Genomic DNA, 15,687 nt, shown 5'->3' with positions numbered 1-15,687 from the left:
GACTTAACTCGGCAGCGCCAGCTGATCGGGTTTGCCGATGGGGATGGCACGGGGTTTGAGTGCCTCCGGCAATTCGCGGGCGAGATCTATGGTCAGCAGACCATGCTCCAGTCTGGCCCCCTTCACCTCCACGTGCTGGCTCAGCTTGAAGGCGAGCTCGAAGTCACGCTCGGCAATTCCCTGGTGGAGGAACTGACGCTCACCGGCCGCTGCGGCCTTGCGCCCCTTCACCTTGAGGGTGCCGTTTTCGGTCTCCAGCTCCAGCTCTTCGCGCTCGAAGCCAGCCACGGCGACCGTGATGCGGTAGCCGTCATGCTCCCGCTTCTCGATGTTGTAAGGGGGATAGGCCGCCGCCTTCTGGTCGAACAGGCCTTCCAGCTCACGAGCCATCCGCTCGAAGCCGACGGCATTGGAAGAGAGGTGAGAAAAATCGAGGTTACGCATAATCCTATCCTTCTAATAAGCAACAGGTTTGACTCTCCACAGGCCCGTCATCGGCACCCGGGAAGCAGGTAAAAACACTGAGAGTTCAGGCAATCAGCCGTTGATCTCGATCTTGCGGGGCTTCATCGCCTCGGGCACTTCACGGGCCAGATCGATGTGCAGCAGGCCATTCTTGAGATCGGCCCCTTTCACCCGCACATAGTCGGCCAGCTGGAAGCGACGCTCGAAGCCGCGCTCGGCTATGCCCTGATAGAGATAGTGGCGCTCGGTGTCAGCCTGCTTGTTGCCCTTCACCGTCAGCAGATTTTCCTGGAAGCTCAGCTCCAGCTCTTCCTGGGTAAAGCCCGCCACCGCCATGCTGATGCGGTAGTCGTTGTCACCCAGCTGCTCGATGTTGTAGGGGGGATAACCGGCATTGCCATTGCTGGCTGCAGATTCGATGAGATTGGCCAGACGATCGAAACCAATGGCAGAACGATAGAGCGGAGAAAAGTCGATAGAACGCATAGTATTACCCTCTTGTGAGCGATAACGGATTGTTTGCCCTCCATATGGACGGGCGACTGGTCGAAACCTCTGTCGAGCGTTCCGGCCTTGTTACCTATATAGGGGCTCACTTTTTCCTTTCAAGGGAAAAAATGAAAAGAAATTTTTGGTCGCCCGTCAGCGTCGAAAATGGCCCGATTGATATGATATTCGGCCCACGGGCCACTCATCCCTCGATCCCCTCCGCGCCATACTGGTTGCGTCCCCCAACCAGAGACCGGAGCACACCATGCAAGTTACCCAGGTTCGCAATGCCACCCTGCTCATCCACTACGCCGGCACCCGCTTCCTGATCGATCCCATGCTGTCTGCCAAGGGCAGCCTCCCGGGGTTTGAGGGAACGGCCAACAGCCAGCTGCGCAATCCGCTGGTCGAACTGCCCCTGCCCATGGCGGAGATCCTCGATGTGGATGCGGTGATAGTGACCCATGATCACCTCGACCACTGGGACCCTGCCGCTCAGCAGCAGATCCCCAAGCACCTCCCGCTGTTTGTGCAGCATCAGAAAGATGCCGACACCATAAGCGCCAGCGGCTTCAGGGATGTGCGCCTGCTGAGCGAGCAGGCAGAGTTTGCCGGGATCCGGTTGCAACAGACCGAGGGGCAACACGGCAACGATCAGGTCATGGCGGTATTGGGCGAGCGGCTGGGTGAGGTATCCGGGGTGGTCTTCTCCCACCCCGCAGAGAAGACCCTCTATCTGGCGGGTGACACCGTCTGGAACGCCCAGGTTGAACAAGCGCTGCAACAGCACCAGCCCGATGTCGTCATCCTCAACTGTGGCGATGCCCAGGTGCCTGGGCTGGGTTCCATCATCATGGGCAAGGAGGATGTCGCCGCCGTCTATCAGGCAGCGCCACAGGCCACCCTGATTGCCAGCCACATGGAGGCGGTCAATCATGCCCTGCTGACAAGGGGCGAGCTGCGCGACTACATCGGCAAACAGGGGATGGCAACGCGGGTGCTGGTGCCCGAGGATGGCGAGTCCATCGTCCTCTGATCGAGCGGGCCATGTGACCACATGGCCCTTCGGCTTTCTGTTGCCGCCCCTTATCATGGGGATCCGAGTGCAAAGGAGTCTGCTACTATGCCCAATCCCATCGTCGTCGCCGTCATCACCTTCGATCACTTCAGCCCCTTTCACTGCGCCGTGCCCTGCCTCATCTTCGGCGACACCATGATGCCTGGCGCCTCCCTGTTCGAACTCAGGCTCTGCGCCGGCGACACCACCCGCCAGCCCGGTTCCGCCCAGGGCTTTCGCATCGACGCCAGCCACGGGCTGGAGGGATTGATCGGGGCTGACATCGTCATCATCCCCTTCTGGCGCGATCCGGCCGAGCGACCGGCCCAGCCACTGCTCGATGCCCTGGTTGCCGCCCGAAGCAGGGGTGCCCAGATAGTGGGGCTCTGTCTGGGCACCTATGTGCTGGCCTATGCCGGTCTGCTGGAGGGACGCAGGGCCTCGACCCATTGGGAGTTCGAACAGGACTTCATGGGCCGCTTTCCCGCCGTGCGGCTCGATACCAATGCCCTCTACGTGAACGATGAGGGCCTGATCACCTCGGCCGGCACCGCCGCCGGGCTGGATTGCTGCCTCTACCTGGTGCGCGAACACCATGGCAGCCGGATCGCCAACAAGCTGGCCAGACGGCTGGTGGTGCCGCCCCATAGAGAAGGGGGCCAGGCCCAGTTCATCGAACAGCCGGTGCCCGCCTCCACCCGGGACGCCAGGATCAACCAGCTGTTCGATCACCTGCGCATGCACCTGGCCGAGCCTCACAACCTGGACGCATTGGCAGAACACTGCCTGATGAGCCGGCGCACCTTCACCCGTCGCTTCCAGCAGGCGACCGGCCTCTCCGTCGGGGAGTGGCTGCTGGCCGAGCGTCTCAGGCGCAGCCAGGAGTTGCTGGAGACGAGCGGCCACTCCATGGATCGCATCGCCGAGCTGGTGGGGCTGAAGACGGCCGCCATACTGCGCCAGCATTTTCGCGCCCGTTTCGGCGTCTCTCCGAGTGAATGGCGCCGCTCTTTTCGTGGCCACAACGTCTGATGACGCCCCCTGTACCGGTTCAACCCGCTATGGCAGGCTAACCAGAAATACTCAGGAGTCATACCATGTCCCGTTCCGAACGCCTGCTGGCCCTGCTCCAGCTGCTGCGCGGCCACCGCTACGCCATCACAGGCTCTGAACTGGCCAGCCAGCTTGGCATCAGCCTGCGCACCCTCTATCGGGATATCGCCACCCTGCAGGCGCAAGGTGCCCATATCGAGGGAGAACCGGGTATCGGTTATGTGCTGCGCCCCGGCTTCATGCTGCCGCCGCTGATGTTCAGCGAAGAGGAGCTGGATGCACTGGTGCTGGGGTCGCGCTGGGTGGTCGCGCACGGTGACGGAGCCTTGAGTGCATCGGCCAGAGTGCGCTAGCCAAGATAGAAGCCGTGTTGCCCGCCGACTATCGCCAGCAGCTCCAGAGCAATGCCCTGCTGATCGGCACCTCCCGCAGCGACAGCCTCACCGATGAAGCCCCGTTGCGCAGCGCCATCCGCCAGCAGCGCAAAGTGATCCTGAGCTATCGCGATCTCAAGGAAGATACTTCTGAGCGCACCGTCTGGCCCTTTGCTCTTGGCTACTTCGAGCAGGTGCGGGTACTGGTCGCCTGGTGCGAACTACGTCAGGGCTTTCGCCACTTTCGGGTCGATCGCATCACCCGGATGCAGCCAGAAGAAAACCGCTATCCCAAAAGTAGGGAGAGCTTGCTGAAAGCGTGGCGCGCCACCCAGCAGATCCCGCAACCCAAATTCATTGCTGACAGAAACTGACAGCAGGTAGCGCCATGCTGACGGGGTCGGCGCAGATGCGCCCTCCCCGAATCAAGGAGCATCACCATGTTGTTAGTCCCACCGTTCACCATTCTCTATGTTTCTAATCCGGCCCGCAGCGCCCGTATCTATCGCGAGCTTTTCGGTCGCCCACCGGTAGAGGAGTCCCCTACCTTTGTCATGTTCGTGTTCGAGTCGGGAGCAAAACTGGCGCTCTGGTCCAGCGCTACCGTCGAGCCTGCCGTGACCCAGTGTGCCGGCGCCATGGAGCTGGCCTTCCCGCAGCCCGATGAAGCCAGTGTCGATTCTGGCTTGGCCGAGTGTCAGGCTCGCGGCCTGACCATCATCCAGCAGCCGATCCGGATGGAGTTTGGCTATACCGGTATGGCCCTCGATCCCGATGGCCATCGCCTGCGCCTCTACTGCCTGGCAGCAGAACCGGGCTGAGTCGGTGCTATCAACACCAAGGCGGTTTCATGTTTCACGTGGAACACGCCACTTTCCTCATGCACAGAAAACAAAAAGCCGCTCACAAGGAGCGGCTTTTTACTGTCTGACTGCGTCGATCAGACGTCGAGGTTGGCGACCCGCAGGGCGTTGGTCTCGATAAAGTCACGACGAGGCTCGACCGCATCACCCATCAGGGTGGAGAAGAGCTGGTCGGCGCCGACGGCGTCGTCGATAGTGACACGCAGCATGCGACGGGCTTCCGGATCCATGGTGGTTTCCCACAGCTGATCCGGGTTCATCTCACCCAGCCCTTTATAGCGCTGGATGTAGATGCCACGCTTGCCTTCGCCCATCAGCCAGTCGACGGCTTCCACGAAGTTGGCCACAGGTTTGACCTTCTCGCCACGCTTGATGAAACCACCTTCCTCGATCAGGTTGGCAATCTCCTTGCCCAGGGAGACCAGCTGACGGTATTCACCGGACTGCAGGAAGTCGTAGCTGAGCGGGTATTCCCGGTCGACACCGTGCTGACGTACCACGGCGTGGGGCACGAACAGGCTGCGCTCTTCGTCACGACGTACCTGGATCTGGTACTGGATGCCGTGGTTGCTCTCGTTGAGCACGGCTTCCATCCCCTGGCACCAGGCCAGCAGATCGCTCTCGCTGGCCAGCAGGGTTTCGTTCAACTCAGGCTGATAGATCAGCTGGGTCAGCACGGCATCCGGGGCGCGGCGGGACATGCGGGTGATCAGGTGAGAGACGGCACGGTGCTGATTTACCAGACGCTCCAGCGCCTCGCCACCGATGGCAGGGGCAGACTCGTTGACGTGCAGGGTAGCACCGTCCAGCGCCATGGAGGTCTGGTACTGCAGCAGTGCATCTTCGTCTTTCAGATACTGCTCCTGCTTGCCCTTCTTGACCTTGTAGAGCGGCGGCTGGGCGATGAAGACGTAGCCACGCTCGATGATCTCCGGCATCTGACGGTAGAAGAAGGTCAGCAGCAGGGTACGGATGTGCGCACCATCGACGTCCGCATCCGTCATGATGATGATGTTGTGGTAGCGCAGCTTGTCCGGGTTGTACTCGTCGCGACCTATGCCGCAGCCCAGCGCCGTGATCAGGGTGCCCACCTCTTGCGAGGAGATCATCTTGTCGAAACGGGCCTTCTCCACGTTCAGGATCTTGCCCTTGAGCGGCAGTATGGCCTGGTTCTTGCGGTTGCGACCCTGCTTGGCGGAGCCGCCAGCAGAGTCCCCTTCCACTATGTAGAGTTCGGAGAGGGCCGGGTCTTTCTCCTGACAGTCCGCCAGCTTGCCGGGCAGACCTGCGATGTCTAGGGCGCCCTTGCGGCGAGTCAGTTCGCGGGCCTTGCGGGCCGCTTCACGGGCACGGGCCGCATCGATGATCTTGTTGACCACTATCTTGGCGTCGCCCGGGTTTTCCAGCAGGAAGTCCGCCAGCTTCTCGCCCATCGCCTGTTCAACGGCAGTCTTCACTTCGGAAGAGACCAGCTTGTCCTTGGTCTGGGAGGAGAACTTGGGATCAGGTACCTTGACGGAGATGACCGCAATCAGGCCTTCACGGACGTCGTCGCCACTGGCGGCAGACTTGGCCTTCTTGCTGTAGTCCTCTTTGTCCATGTAGGAGTTGAGGGTACGGGTCAGCGCGGTACGGAAGCCAACGAGGTGAGTACCACCATCCCGCTGCGGGATGTTGTTGGTGAAGCAGTAGACCCCTTCCTGATAGGCGTCGTTCCACTGCATCGCCACTTCGACGCCGATACCATCCTGCTCGGTGGTGAAGTGGAACACCTTGGGATGGATCGGGGTCTTGTTCTGGTTCAGGTATTCGACGAAGGCCTTGATGCCGCCCTCGTAGCAGAAGTGAGCCTCGCGGCCATCCCGCTCGTCCATCAGGCGGATGGAGACACCGGAGTTCAGGAAGGAGAGCTCACGCAGGCGCTTGGCCAGGATCTCGTAGTGATACAGGGTATCGGTAAAGATGGTCGGGCTCGGCCAGAAGCGCACTTCGGTACCGGTACCGGTGCTGTCGCCAATCTGCTTGAGCGGCGCCTGCGGCTCACCCAGGTGATAGGTCTGCTCGTAGACGTGGCCGTTGCGACGTATGGTCAGCAGCAGCTTGTCAGAGAGGGCGTTCACCACCGAGACACCCACGCCGTGCAGGCCGCCGGATACCTTGTAGGAGTTGTCATCGAATTTGCCGCCGGCGTGCAGCACCGTCATGATGACTTCGGCGGCGGAGCGGCCCTCCTCCTCGTGCATGTCGACCGGAATACCCCGGCCGTTGTCACGGACGGAGACGGAACCGTCGGAATGGATCTTGACCTGAATATCGGAGCAGTAGCCAGCCAGAGCCTCGTCAATGGAGTTATCGACGACCTCGAACACCATGTGGTGCAGGCCCGAGCCATCATCCGTATCGCCGATATACATCCCCGGGCGCTTGCGGACCGCATCCAGGCCCTTCAGCACCTTGATATTCGAGGAGTCGTAAGTATTTTCACTCATAGCTTACTCTCTGCCTTCTCTAACGTTTCGGAGATCTTGCCTTGTTCCACGTGGAACAGCTTGCAGTCACTCGCATCCATCATGTCTGCGAGCTGACCGGTATCGATGGCGGTGATAAACACCTGGGACGCGCACTGCTTCAGCCTTGCGGCCAGCAGGCGACGTTTGTCGACATCCAGTTCAGAGGCAAAATCGTCAATTAAAAAAATACAGCCACGGCTGCTATGTTGATTCAAATAGAGCCCTTGAGCCAGTCGCATGGCACAGACCAGCAACTTCAACTGACCCCTGGACAAAATATCCTGAGCGGGCACCCCGTTCGCCTTGAGCCGCACATCCGCCTTCTGCGGACCGACCCCAGTGTACCCCAGCGAACGATCCCGCTCGAACCCCGCCTCCAGCAAGTCGCCGAGGGGAGTCTCTCTCTCCCAGCCCCGATAGAAACCGAGGCTGATGTCGAATTCCGGCAGAAAATCCGCCGTCATCTCCTTGATCAGGGGGGTAATGGCCTGACAATAACTGGCGCGAAACTCCGCCAGCTCACCCCCGAGCCGCACCAGCTCCTGATCCCAGAATGCCAGCTGGCGATACTGGCTGCTCTGGCGCAGCAGCGCATTGCGCTGTTTCAGCAGACGCCGCACCCGCCCCCACAGGGAGAAGAAGGTCGGCTCCTGATGAAAGACACCCCAGTCCAGCCAGGCCCGGCGAGCCTGAGGCCCGCCGGTCAGCAGGTTGAAACCATCGGGGTGGATCAACTGCACCGGCAACAGCTCGGCCAGATCGGCCAATCGCTGGGCCTGGGCCCCGGCGATCTTGAGCTGGGTCTCGCCCCCCTTGTCCTTGGCAAGCCCGATGGGCACCTGACGCCCTTCCAGCTCGCACTGGGCAAACAGGGTAAACGCCCTCTCCCCCTGGCGGATGACCCGCCCGGTCAGGTGAGTACGAAAAGAACGACCGAGACCGAGGTAATGGATGGCTTCCAGCACGCTGGTCTTGCCGCTGCCATTGCACCCGACCAGAATATTGAGGCCGGGGGACAGCGCGAGACTGGCGTGCTGGATGTTGCGAAAGTCGCTGAGCTGGAGTTTGACCAGGGACACGACTAGATCCGCATCGGCATCACCACATACTGGGCATCTTGGCTGTCAAAATCCTCAATAATGGCACTGCTGATGGAATCGCTCAGGCTGATCCGGATTTGGTCACATTTTAACGTATTCAGCACGTCCAGCACATAGGAGACGTTGAAGCCGATCTCCATCTCGCCAGCGGCATATTGTACGTCAAGCAGCTCCTCGGCTTCTTCCTGTTCCGGGTTGTTGGCGGTAATGCGCAGCAGGTTTTCCTGCAGATTGAGACGCACCCCACGGAATTTCTCGTTGGAGAGGATGGCGGCGCGGGCGAAGGCCTGGCGCAGATCCTCACGACCGGCGATCAGGGCCTTGTCGCTCCCCCGGGGAATGACGCGACGCCAGTCCGGGAAGCGGCCATCTACCAGCTTGGAGGTGAAGATGAAGCCATCCAGGGCGGCACGCAGGTTGCTGCGACCGACCTGCAACCGCACCGGCTTGTCTTCCGCCTCCAGGAGGCGCACCAGCTCCAGCACGCCCTTGCGGGGCAGGATGACCTGATGATCGGGCAGCGATTCCCCGACCACTTCGCGGCGACAGGTGGCCAGGCGGTGACCGTCGGTGGCGACGGTGCGCAGGCCATGGCCCTCGCTCTCGAACAGCATGCCGTTCAGGTAGTAACGCACATCCTGGCTGGCCATGGAGAACTGGGTCGCATCGATCAGTTTTTTAAGCTCCAGCTGGCTGATGTCGAACTCGAGCACGGATTCCCAGTCCTCGATGTTCGGGTACTCGGTCGCCGGCAGGGTCGAGAGATTGAAGCGGGAACGACCGGAGCGGATGATGAGGCGCTCCCCTTCGGTGTTGAGACGGATATCCGCCCCTTCCGGCAGGCCGCGGCAGATATCCAGCAACTTGCGCGCCGGCACTGTGGTGCGCCCATCCTGGCTGTCGCTGCTGAGATAGACCTGGCCTATCATCTCCACCTCGAGATCTGTCCCGGTCAGCGACAGCAGGCCATTGCTGACATCGAGCAGGACGTTGCCGAGGATGGGTAGGGTCGGCCGGCCACCCAGGGCACCGGACACCAGTTGCAGAGGACGTAACAGGGCCTCACGGCTAATTTCGAGCTGCATCTGTGCTCTCCGTTGTGATTAGGAGGAAAATTTTCGGATCAGGTTGGAATATTCGAGCCCCATCTGTCCACTCCGTTCCGTTATCAGGAAGAAAGGGTACGGATCAGGTTGGAATAGTCTTCCTTGATGTCGTGACTCTCCTCCTTCAGCTGCTCGATCTTGCGGCAGGCATGAAGAACGGTGGTGTGGTCACGGCCACCAAAGGCATCGCCTATCTCCGGCAAACTGTGGTTGGTCAGCTCCTTGGCCAGGGCCATCGCCAGCTGACGCGGGCGGGCAACGGAGCGGGAGCGACGCTTGGACAGCAGATCCGCCAGCTTGATCTTGTAGTACTCCGCCACCGTCTTCTGGATGTTGTCGATGGTGACCAGCTTCTCCTGCAAGGCCAGCAGGTCGCGCAGCGCCTCACGCACGAAGTCGATGTTGATTGCACGACCGGTGAAGTTGGCGTTGGCGATCACCCGGTTGAGGGCGCCTTCCAGCTCACGGACGTTGGAGCGCAGACGCTTGGCGATGAAGAAGGCCACTTCGTCCGGCAGATGGATCTGGTTCTCGTCCGCCTTGCGCATCAGGATGGCGACGCGGGTCTCCAGCTCGGGCGGTTCGATCGCCACCGTCAGACCCCAGCCGAAGCGGGACTTGAGGCGATCCTCGACACCATTGATCTCCTTCGGGTAACGATCCGAGGTCAGGATGATCTGCTGGTTGCCTTCGAGCAGGGCGTTGAAGGTATGGAAGAACTCCTCCTGGGAGCGCTCCTTGTTGGCGAAGAACTGGATGTCATCGATGAGCAGGGCATCGACGCTACGGTAATAACGCTTGAACTCTTCAATGGCGTTATTCTGCAGCGCCTTCACCATGTCCTGCACGAACCGTTCGGAGTGCATGTAGATGACTTTGGCGTCTTTCTTGCGTTCCTTGATGGCGTTGCCAACGGCGTGCAGCAGGTGGGTCTTGCCCAGACCGGTGCCGCCATAGAGGAACAGCGGGTTGTAGGCGCCACCCGGATTGTCGGCCACCTGACGGGCCGCCGCACGGGCCAACTGGTTGGACTTACCCTCGACGAAATTCTCGAAGGTGTAGTTCACGTTGGTGTTGCTCTTGTGGTTCGGTTCGGGCTTGGCTTCCGCCTTGCTTTCCCAGCTCTTGTGAGAGTTATTCACAGGATCGACACCGCGCGCCGGCGCTCTGGCGACCGCGACGGGATGGGGACGATTACCGATGTCAAAACGCAGGGTGGGAGCATCGGCTCCGCACAGCTCGTTGATGATGCCATTGACCCGGAGCAGGTACTTGTCGCGTACCCAGTCCAGAACGAAGCGATTCGGTGCATACAGGGTCAGAGTATTGTCACTCAACTCCGCTTGAAGCGGCCGGATCCACATGCTGAATTCTGCCGAGGGCAACTCATCTTGCAGCCGGTTAAGGCACTGCTGCCATAGCGAAGCAGTCACTCTAGACTCCCGTCAATTGATTAAGTAAAGACCGGCTATTCTACGTTTTTAGTGGCTGGATCTCCAGTTGCCGCCGCACGGATCCAGCAAATAAGATCCTTGACTTTCAAGGATCCAACGCCCCAGGATCTGATTTCATCCCCAAAGTTACCCACAGCCACCGACCGGTGATGTGGACAGAATGAGAGCCTGCTGCTGCGGTTATTTTATATAACCAAATATCATTTATTCTTTATATTTTATTCCAATAACATCAGCGCCAACCCGTGATTACAACTAAAAATACAGAACTACAGAGAGAGGAATCCCCATGAAGACCACCATCAAGCTGATTTCCGGCGCCGCCATTCTGCTGGCCAGCCTGTCCGGCCAGGCCATCGCCCAGGAAACCATCAAGGTCGGCATGTCCGGCAAGTATTTCCCGTTCACCTTCGTCAAGCAGGACAAGCTGCAGGGCTTCGAGGTGGACATGTGGAACCAGATCGGTGAGCGCACCGGTTACAAGGTCGAGTTCGTCACCGCCAGCTTCTCCGGCCTGTTCGGCATGCTGGAAACCGGTCGCGTCGATACCATCTCCAACCAGATCACCATCACCGACGAGCGCAAGGCCAAGTACGCCTTCTCCCAGCCCTACGTCTATGACGGCGCCCAGATAGTGGTGCGCAAGGGCAACAGCACCATCCACGGTCTCAAGGATCTGGAAGGCAAGACGGTCGCGGTGAACCTGGGCTCCAACTTCGAAGAGCTGCTGCGCAAGAACGACCCGAACAAGAAGATCGACATCCGCACCTATGACTCCAGCTTCGAGCAGGACGTCGCCCTGGGTCGCATCGATGCCTTCGTGATGGACCGCGTCTCCACCGCCCAGCTGATCAAGGAATCCAAGCTGCCGCTGCAACAGGCAGGCGCACCGTTCGAGACTATCGAGAACGCCCTGCCCTTCCTGAAGACCCCGGAAAAACAGGCCGTGCTGAAGAAGGTCGACGAGGCGCTGACCGCCATGCGTAAAGACGGCTCCCTGACCAAGATCTCGGAAAAATGGTTCGCAGCGGATATCACCAGCAAATAAATGATGGAATTTGATCTCGAGTACACGCTAGGGCTGTTTCCCATCCTGCTCAAATACCTGGGCACCACGATGGAAATGGCCCTGTGGGGATTCGTATTGGCACTCGTACTGTCGCTGGCCCTGGCGATAGTACGGGTGTTTCGCGTTCCCGCAATTCACTGGCTGGCGATGCTGTATATCTCGTTCTTCCGGGGGACTCCCCTGCTCGTCCAGCTGTTCCTGCTCTACTACGGGCTGCCGCAACTGTTCCCTGTCTTCGTGGGGATGGATGCCTTTACCGCCGCCATCATAGGGCTGACCCTGCACTTCGCCGCCTACATGGCCGAATCGATCCGGGCCGCCATTCTCGGCATCCACAAGAGCCAGATGGAAGCTGCCCTCAGCATCGGCATGAGCCGTTATCAGGCGATGCGGCGGATCATACTGCCGCAGGCGGCCCGCATCGCGACGCCGTCCCTGATGAACTACTTCATCGACATGATCAAGAGCACCTCCCTGGCGTTTACCCTGGGGGTGGCCGAGATCATGGGCAAGGCACAGATGGAGGCCTCCTCCTCCTTCAAGTTTTTCGAGAGCTTCATGGCGGTGGCCCTAGTCTACTGGGTGGTGGTCATCTTCTTCACCCGCTTGCAGCACCTGCTGGAAGTACGCCTCAATCGTGCTTACTAAGAGGATGCCAGCGATGATGAGCACGCCATTACCCACTTGCGGCACAGGCTGGGAGTACCTCTCAACAGCCGCGTCCATTGAAGGAGACCTGTCATGATCAAGTTAACGGGTCTTTCCAAGGCCTATGACGGCAATCAGGTATTGAACGGCATCGATCTGGAGGTGAAGAAGGGTGACATTGTCGTCATCATCGGTCCCTCCGGCACCGGCAAGTCGACCCTGCTGCGCTGCCTCAACCTGCTGGAGACCCCGGATGCAGGCACCCTTGCCATCGATGATCTGCAGCTGGATCTGGCCCGTGCCAGCGAGCAGCAGGCCATCGAGCTGCGCAAGCGCGCCTCCTTCGTGTTCCAGAACTACGCCCTGTTTGCCAACAAGACGGCGCTGGACAACATCGCCGAGGGGCTGATCACCGTCTGGAAACAGCCGAAGGCGGAGGCCCGTGCCACCGCCCTTGGCATCCTCAAGGACATAGGCCTCGCCGACAAGCAGGATGCCTACCCGGCGTCCCTCTCCGGTGGCCAGCAGCAGCGGGTCGGCATAGGCCGCGCCATGGCGGCCCACTCCAAGGTCATTCTGTTTGACGAGCCCACCTCGGCCCTGGATCCGGAATGGGTCGACGAGGTGCTGGGGCTGATGAAGGAGCTCGCCCGCCAGCACCAGACCATGGTGGTGGTGACCCACGAGATCGAGTTTGCCCGTGATGTCGCCGACCGGGTGATCTTCATGGAAGGGGGCCGGATCGTCGAACAGGGCCCGCCGGATCAGATATTGGTCGATCCGCAGGATCCCCGTACCCGGGAGTTCCTGCGCAAAGTCCTTAAATAGCTCTCTCTTTGGCGGCCTGGCCGCCTTTTTTCTTGGTGGATCCTTGTTTAACCCGGGGTTGCCAGTATAATTCGGGGCCCTTGATCCTCTGGATCCTGCCAGCTTCTCCTGCTTATTGTTGAGCCAGAAGAAGATGAGAGGGAACGGCGGATTGACGAGAAGCCGAACTCTGTTTAGAATTCGGCCTCTTTTGCTAGTCGTCACACGCTATAGCTGGCGCGTCGGCTAAGTGTGACAATCAAAACTGTACAGAAATACGGAATCGAATCATGAAACGTACTTTTCAACCGTCCAACCTGAAGCGCAAGCGCTCTCACGGTTTCCGCGCTCGCATGGCTACTGCCAACGGCCGCAAAGTTCTGGCCGCTCGTCGTGCCAAGGGTCGTGCCCGCCTGGTAGTCTAATGCCTACCCAGCACACCTTCTCTCGGGAGTTACGTCTGTTAACTCCCGAACACTTCAAACGCGTTTTCGCCGAGCCTGTCCGGGCCGCTTCTCCGCAAATTACGCTTCTTGCTTGCCCCAATTCCCTCGAACACCCCCGTCTTGGCCTAGCTGTGCCCAAAAAAGCACTCAAGCGTGCCGTCTGGCGTAACCGTGTCAAACGAGTGGTACGGGAGAGCTTCCGTCTCAATCAGGCCAATCTGCCCGCTATCGACATCGTCGTCATAGCCAAGGGTGGCGTAAAGGAGATGGATAACGAAGAGCTGTTCAAGTTACTGGAAAAGCTATGGCGCACTCTGTCACGCCGTTGCAATGGGTAGCTATCAAACTGATACGCCTGTATCAGCTAATCATTAGTCCCCTGCTCGGGCCGCGCTGCCGTTTCACCCCGACTTGTTCCCAATTTGCGATAGAAGCAATCCGACTTCACGGTTTCATAAAAGGCGTTTGGTTAGCCAGCAAACGTCTATTAAAATGCCATCCCTTATCCGAGGGTGGTTATGACCCGGTTCCGCAACCAAAGCGAAGAAACTGAAGACTATGGAATCACAACGCAATTTACTCCTGATCGGTTTGCTGTTCGTGAGCTTCTTGCTCTGGCAACAGTGGGAGTCCGACAAGGCTCCGAAGCCGGCCCCGACTACCGTGGCCCAAACCGAACATTTCGTACCTGAAGCCGGTCAGACCGGTGATATTCCTCAGGTTTCCGAGCAAGCCAACGCCACTACCGCACGCAAGCTGATCACCGTCTCCTCCGACGTGCTCAAGCTGACCCTGGATACCCAGGGCGGTGACATCGTCTCTGCCGAACTGCTGGCCCACAAGCTGGAAGAAGGCAAGGAACAGCCGTTCACCCTGCTGACCAGCCAGCCTGCGCACCTCTATGTTGCCCAGAGTGGTCTGGTGGGTCGCAATGGTCCTGACAGCCAGCCCCAGGGTCGTCCCACCTACGAAGCCGCCCAGACCAGCTACCAGCTGGCCGACGGTCAGGATCAAGTCGTCGTGCCGATGACCTGGACCGACAGCAAGGGCGTGGTCTTCACCAAGGAGTTCGTGCTCAAGCGCGGTGACTACGCCATCGGCGTCGATTACAAGATCGACAACAAGTCTGCCGAGCCGGTTCAGGTGCAGTTCTACGGTCAGCTGAAGCAGACCGTGACCACGCCGAAGGACCAGGAAGGCCATGCCATGGTGGCCAGCGCCTACCGTGGTGGTGCCTTCTCCAGCGAAGATACCCGCTACAAGAAGTACACCTTCGACGAGATGAAGGATGCCGACCTGAACAAGACCACCAAGGGTGGTTGGGTCGCCATGCTGCAACACTACTTCGTCTCCGCCTGGGCACCGAACGCCGAGGACACCAACAGCTTCTACAGCCGCGTGATCCCGGGTAAAGACCAGGCCATCATCGGCTACAAGGCGCCGCTGGTTGACGTGGCTGCCGGTCAGCAGGCCGAAGTAAGCGGCAAGCTGTGGGTCGGTCCCAAGCTGCAGGATCAGATGGCCAAGGTGGCAAACCACCTGGACCTGACCGTCGACTACGGCTGGCTCTGGTTCATCGCCCAGCCGCTGCACTGGCTGCTGACCGTGTTCCACGGTTTCGTCCAGAACTGGGGCCTGGCCATCATCATGCTGACCCTGCTGGTACGCGGCATCATGTTCCCGCTGACCAAGGCCCAGTACACCTCCATGGCCAAGATGCGCATGCTGCAACCCAAGCTGGCTGCGCTCAAGGAACGCTTCGGTGACGATCGCCAGAAGATGTCCCAGGGCATGATGGAGCTGTACAAGAAGGAGAAGGTCAACCCGCTCGGTGGCTGTCTGCCGATCCTGGTACAGATGCCTATCTTCATCGCCCTCTACTGGGCACTGATGGAGTCTGTCGAGCTGCGTCACGCGCCGTTCGCCCTGTGGATCACCGACCTGTCGGTGAAGGACCCCTTCTTCGTGCTGCCGATCCTCATGGGTGCCTCCATGTGGTATCTGCAGAAGATGAGCCCGACCACCATCACGGACCCGATGCAGCAGAAGGTGATGCAGTTCATGCCGATCATCTTCACCTTCATGTTCCTCTGGTTCCCGGCAGGTCTGACCCTGTACTGGCTGGTGAGCAACGTCATCTCCATCATCCAGCAGACCATCATCTATCGTCAGCTGGAGAAGAAAGGCCTGCACTCACGCACTTGATGCGCAGCCCATCTTCCCTGATGACAAAAGAGGCGGCCTTC

Annotated in this window: 16 protein-coding genes and 1 pseudogene; 11 read left to right on the top strand and 6 right to left on the bottom strand. The window is 59.7% G+C overall.

The genetic code is table 11. From position 1 onward, the window contains the following. Positions 1-3 precede the first annotated feature (3 nt). Complete coding sequence (locus AAHB08_RS13690) at positions 4-444, bottom strand: Hsp20 family protein (RefSeq protein WP_307766113.1); 441 nt, start codon at positions 442-444, stop codon at positions 4-6. 93 nt (positions 445-537) lie between these two features. Then, positions 538-951: an Hsp20 family protein gene (locus tag AAHB08_RS13685; protein ID WP_025325189.1), complete on the bottom strand. Its 414-nt coding sequence runs from the start codon at positions 949-951 to the stop codon at positions 538-540. A gap of 268 nt (positions 952-1,219) precedes the next feature. Here AAHB08_RS13685 and AAHB08_RS13680 point away from each other — a divergent pair, with 268 nt between their 5' ends. From AAHB08_RS13680 to AAHB08_RS13665, 4 genes and pseudogenes are all read left to right on the top strand, one after another. Further along, a complete protein-coding gene (locus tag AAHB08_RS13680) occupies positions 1,220-1,990 on the top strand; it encodes an MBL fold metallo-hydrolase (RefSeq protein WP_342059227.1) in 771 nt (256 codons plus the stop codon). 87 nt (positions 1,991-2,077) lie between these two features. Further along, entirely contained in the window at positions 2,078-3,043 is a 966-nt protein-coding gene (locus AAHB08_RS13675; RefSeq protein WP_342059226.1) for a GlxA family transcriptional regulator, read from the top strand. A gap of 65 nt (positions 3,044-3,108) precedes the next feature. Then, positions 3,109-3,812 (top strand): annotated as a pseudogene (locus AAHB08_RS13670) (helix-turn-helix transcriptional regulator). Positions 3,813-3,881: 69 nt separating this feature from the next. Next, positions 3,882-4,259 carry a VOC family protein gene (locus AAHB08_RS13665; RefSeq protein WP_342059262.1) on the top strand — a complete coding sequence of 126 codons (378 nt, stop codon included), beginning with the start codon at positions 3,882-3,884 and terminating at the stop codon, positions 4,257-4,259. Positions 4,260-4,378: 119 nt separating this feature from the next. On the opposite strand, the gene gyrB is transcribed toward AAHB08_RS13665, so the two are convergent. From gyrB to dnaA, 4 genes are all read right to left on the bottom strand, one after another. Continuing rightward, positions 4,379-6,790 (bottom strand): DNA topoisomerase (ATP-hydrolyzing) subunit B, encoded by a 2,412-nt coding sequence (gene gyrB / locus AAHB08_RS13660; RefSeq protein ID WP_139437127.1) that lies wholly within the window; start codon positions 6,788-6,790, stop codon positions 4,379-4,381. Beyond that, positions 6,787-7,890, bottom strand: a complete 1,104-nt coding sequence (gene recF, locus AAHB08_RS13655; protein ID WP_005326309.1) for a DNA replication/repair protein RecF — start codon at positions 7,888-7,890, stop codon at positions 6,787-6,789. The genes gyrB and recF overlap by 4 nt, the downstream gene beginning before the upstream one ends. A 2-nt stretch (positions 7,891-7,892) precedes the next feature. Beyond that, entirely contained in the window at positions 7,893-8,996 is a 1,104-nt protein-coding gene (dnaN, locus tag AAHB08_RS13650; protein ID WP_005326306.1) for a DNA polymerase III subunit beta, read from the bottom strand. Between the two features lie 83 nt (positions 8,997-9,079). After that, the gene (gene dnaA, locus AAHB08_RS13645; protein WP_025325183.1) at positions 9,080-10,450 is read right to left on the bottom strand and encodes a chromosomal replication initiator protein DnaA; all 1,371 of its coding nucleotides are present in this window, start codon (positions 10,448-10,450) and stop codon (positions 9,080-9,082) included. Positions 10,451-10,760: 310 nt separating this feature from the next. Between dnaA and AAHB08_RS13640 the strand changes: the two genes are divergently transcribed. From AAHB08_RS13640 to yidC, 7 genes are all read left to right on the top strand, one after another. Then, the gene (locus AAHB08_RS13640; RefSeq protein WP_042650677.1) at positions 10,761-11,519 is read left to right on the top strand and encodes an amino acid ABC transporter substrate-binding protein; all 759 of its coding nucleotides are present in this window, start codon (positions 10,761-10,763) and stop codon (positions 11,517-11,519) included. Beyond that, on the top strand, positions 11,520-12,188 hold the full coding sequence (locus tag AAHB08_RS13635; RefSeq protein WP_139437129.1) for an amino acid ABC transporter permease: 669 nt from the start codon (positions 11,520-11,522) through the stop codon (positions 12,186-12,188). It begins immediately after the preceding gene. Positions 12,189-12,281: 93 nt separating this feature from the next. Further along, positions 12,282-13,016 (top strand): amino acid ABC transporter ATP-binding protein, encoded by a 735-nt coding sequence (locus AAHB08_RS13630; protein WP_139437132.1) that lies wholly within the window; start codon positions 12,282-12,284, stop codon positions 13,014-13,016. Positions 13,017-13,285: 269 nt separating this feature from the next. Beyond that, entirely contained in the window at positions 13,286-13,420 is a 135-nt protein-coding gene (gene rpmH, locus AAHB08_RS13625) for a 50S ribosomal protein L34 (protein ID WP_005307156.1), read from the top strand. Continuing rightward, a complete protein-coding gene (rnpA, locus tag AAHB08_RS13620; RefSeq protein ID WP_025328882.1) occupies positions 13,420-13,779 on the top strand; it encodes a ribonuclease P protein component in 360 nt (119 codons plus the stop codon). Before rpmH ends, rnpA begins: the two co-directional genes overlap by 1 nt. Continuing rightward, positions 13,746-13,994, top strand: coding sequence for a membrane protein insertion efficiency factor YidD (yidD, locus tag AAHB08_RS13615; protein WP_010672280.1), 249 nt, complete (start codon positions 13,746-13,748; stop codon positions 13,992-13,994). The genes rnpA and yidD overlap by 34 nt, the downstream gene beginning before the upstream one ends. Positions 13,995-13,999: 5 nt before the next feature. Next, a complete protein-coding gene (gene yidC / locus AAHB08_RS13610; RefSeq protein ID WP_139437134.1) occupies positions 14,000-15,646 on the top strand; it encodes a membrane protein insertase YidC in 1,647 nt (548 codons plus the stop codon). Positions 15,647-15,687: the final 41 nt, after the last annotated feature.

The organism is Aeromonas sp. OTU364, from assembly GCF_038440395.1.
Classification (GTDB): Bacteria; Pseudomonadota; Gammaproteobacteria; order Enterobacterales; family Aeromonadaceae; genus Aeromonas.
Note: the sequence above shows the minus strand (reverse complement) of the source record. Positions and strands in the feature narration are given on the sequence as shown.

Coding starts and splice junctions, on each gene's coding strand:
- AAHB08_RS13690 (WP_307766113.1), bottom strand. CDS start 444: ATGCGTAACCTCGATTTTTCTCACCTCTCTTCCAATGCCGTCGGCTTC.
- AAHB08_RS13685 (WP_025325189.1), bottom strand. CDS start 951: ATGCGTTCTATCGACTTTTCTCCGCTCTATCGTTCTGCCATTGGTTTC.
- AAHB08_RS13680 (WP_342059227.1), top strand. CDS start 1,220: ATGCAAGTTACCCAGGTTCGCAATGCCACCCTGCTCATCCACTACGCC.
- AAHB08_RS13675 (WP_342059226.1), top strand. CDS start 2,078: ATGCCCAATCCCATCGTCGTCGCCGTCATCACCTTCGATCACTTCAGC.
- gyrB (WP_139437127.1), bottom strand. CDS start 6,790: ATGAGTGAAAATACTTACGACTCCTCGAATATCAAGGTGCTGAAGGGC.
- dnaN (WP_005326306.1), bottom strand. CDS start 8,996: ATGCAGCTCGAAATTAGCCGTGAGGCCCTGTTACGTCCTCTGCAACTG.
- AAHB08_RS13640 (WP_042650677.1), top strand. CDS start 10,761: ATGAAGACCACCATCAAGCTGATTTCCGGCGCCGCCATTCTGCTGGCC.
- AAHB08_RS13635 (WP_139437129.1), top strand. CDS start 11,520: ATGATGGAATTTGATCTCGAGTACACGCTAGGGCTGTTTCCCATCCTG.
- AAHB08_RS13630 (WP_139437132.1), top strand. CDS start 12,282: ATGATCAAGTTAACGGGTCTTTCCAAGGCCTATGACGGCAATCAGGTA.
- rpmH (WP_005307156.1), top strand. CDS start 13,286: ATGAAACGTACTTTTCAACCGTCCAACCTGAAGCGCAAGCGCTCTCAC.
- rnpA (WP_025328882.1), top strand. CDS start 13,420: ATGCCTACCCAGCACACCTTCTCTCGGGAGTTACGTCTGTTAACTCCC.
- yidD (WP_010672280.1), top strand. CDS start 13,746: ATGGCGCACTCTGTCACGCCGTTGCAATGGGTAGCTATCAAACTGATA.
- yidC (WP_139437134.1), top strand. CDS start 14,000: ATGGAATCACAACGCAATTTACTCCTGATCGGTTTGCTGTTCGTGAGC.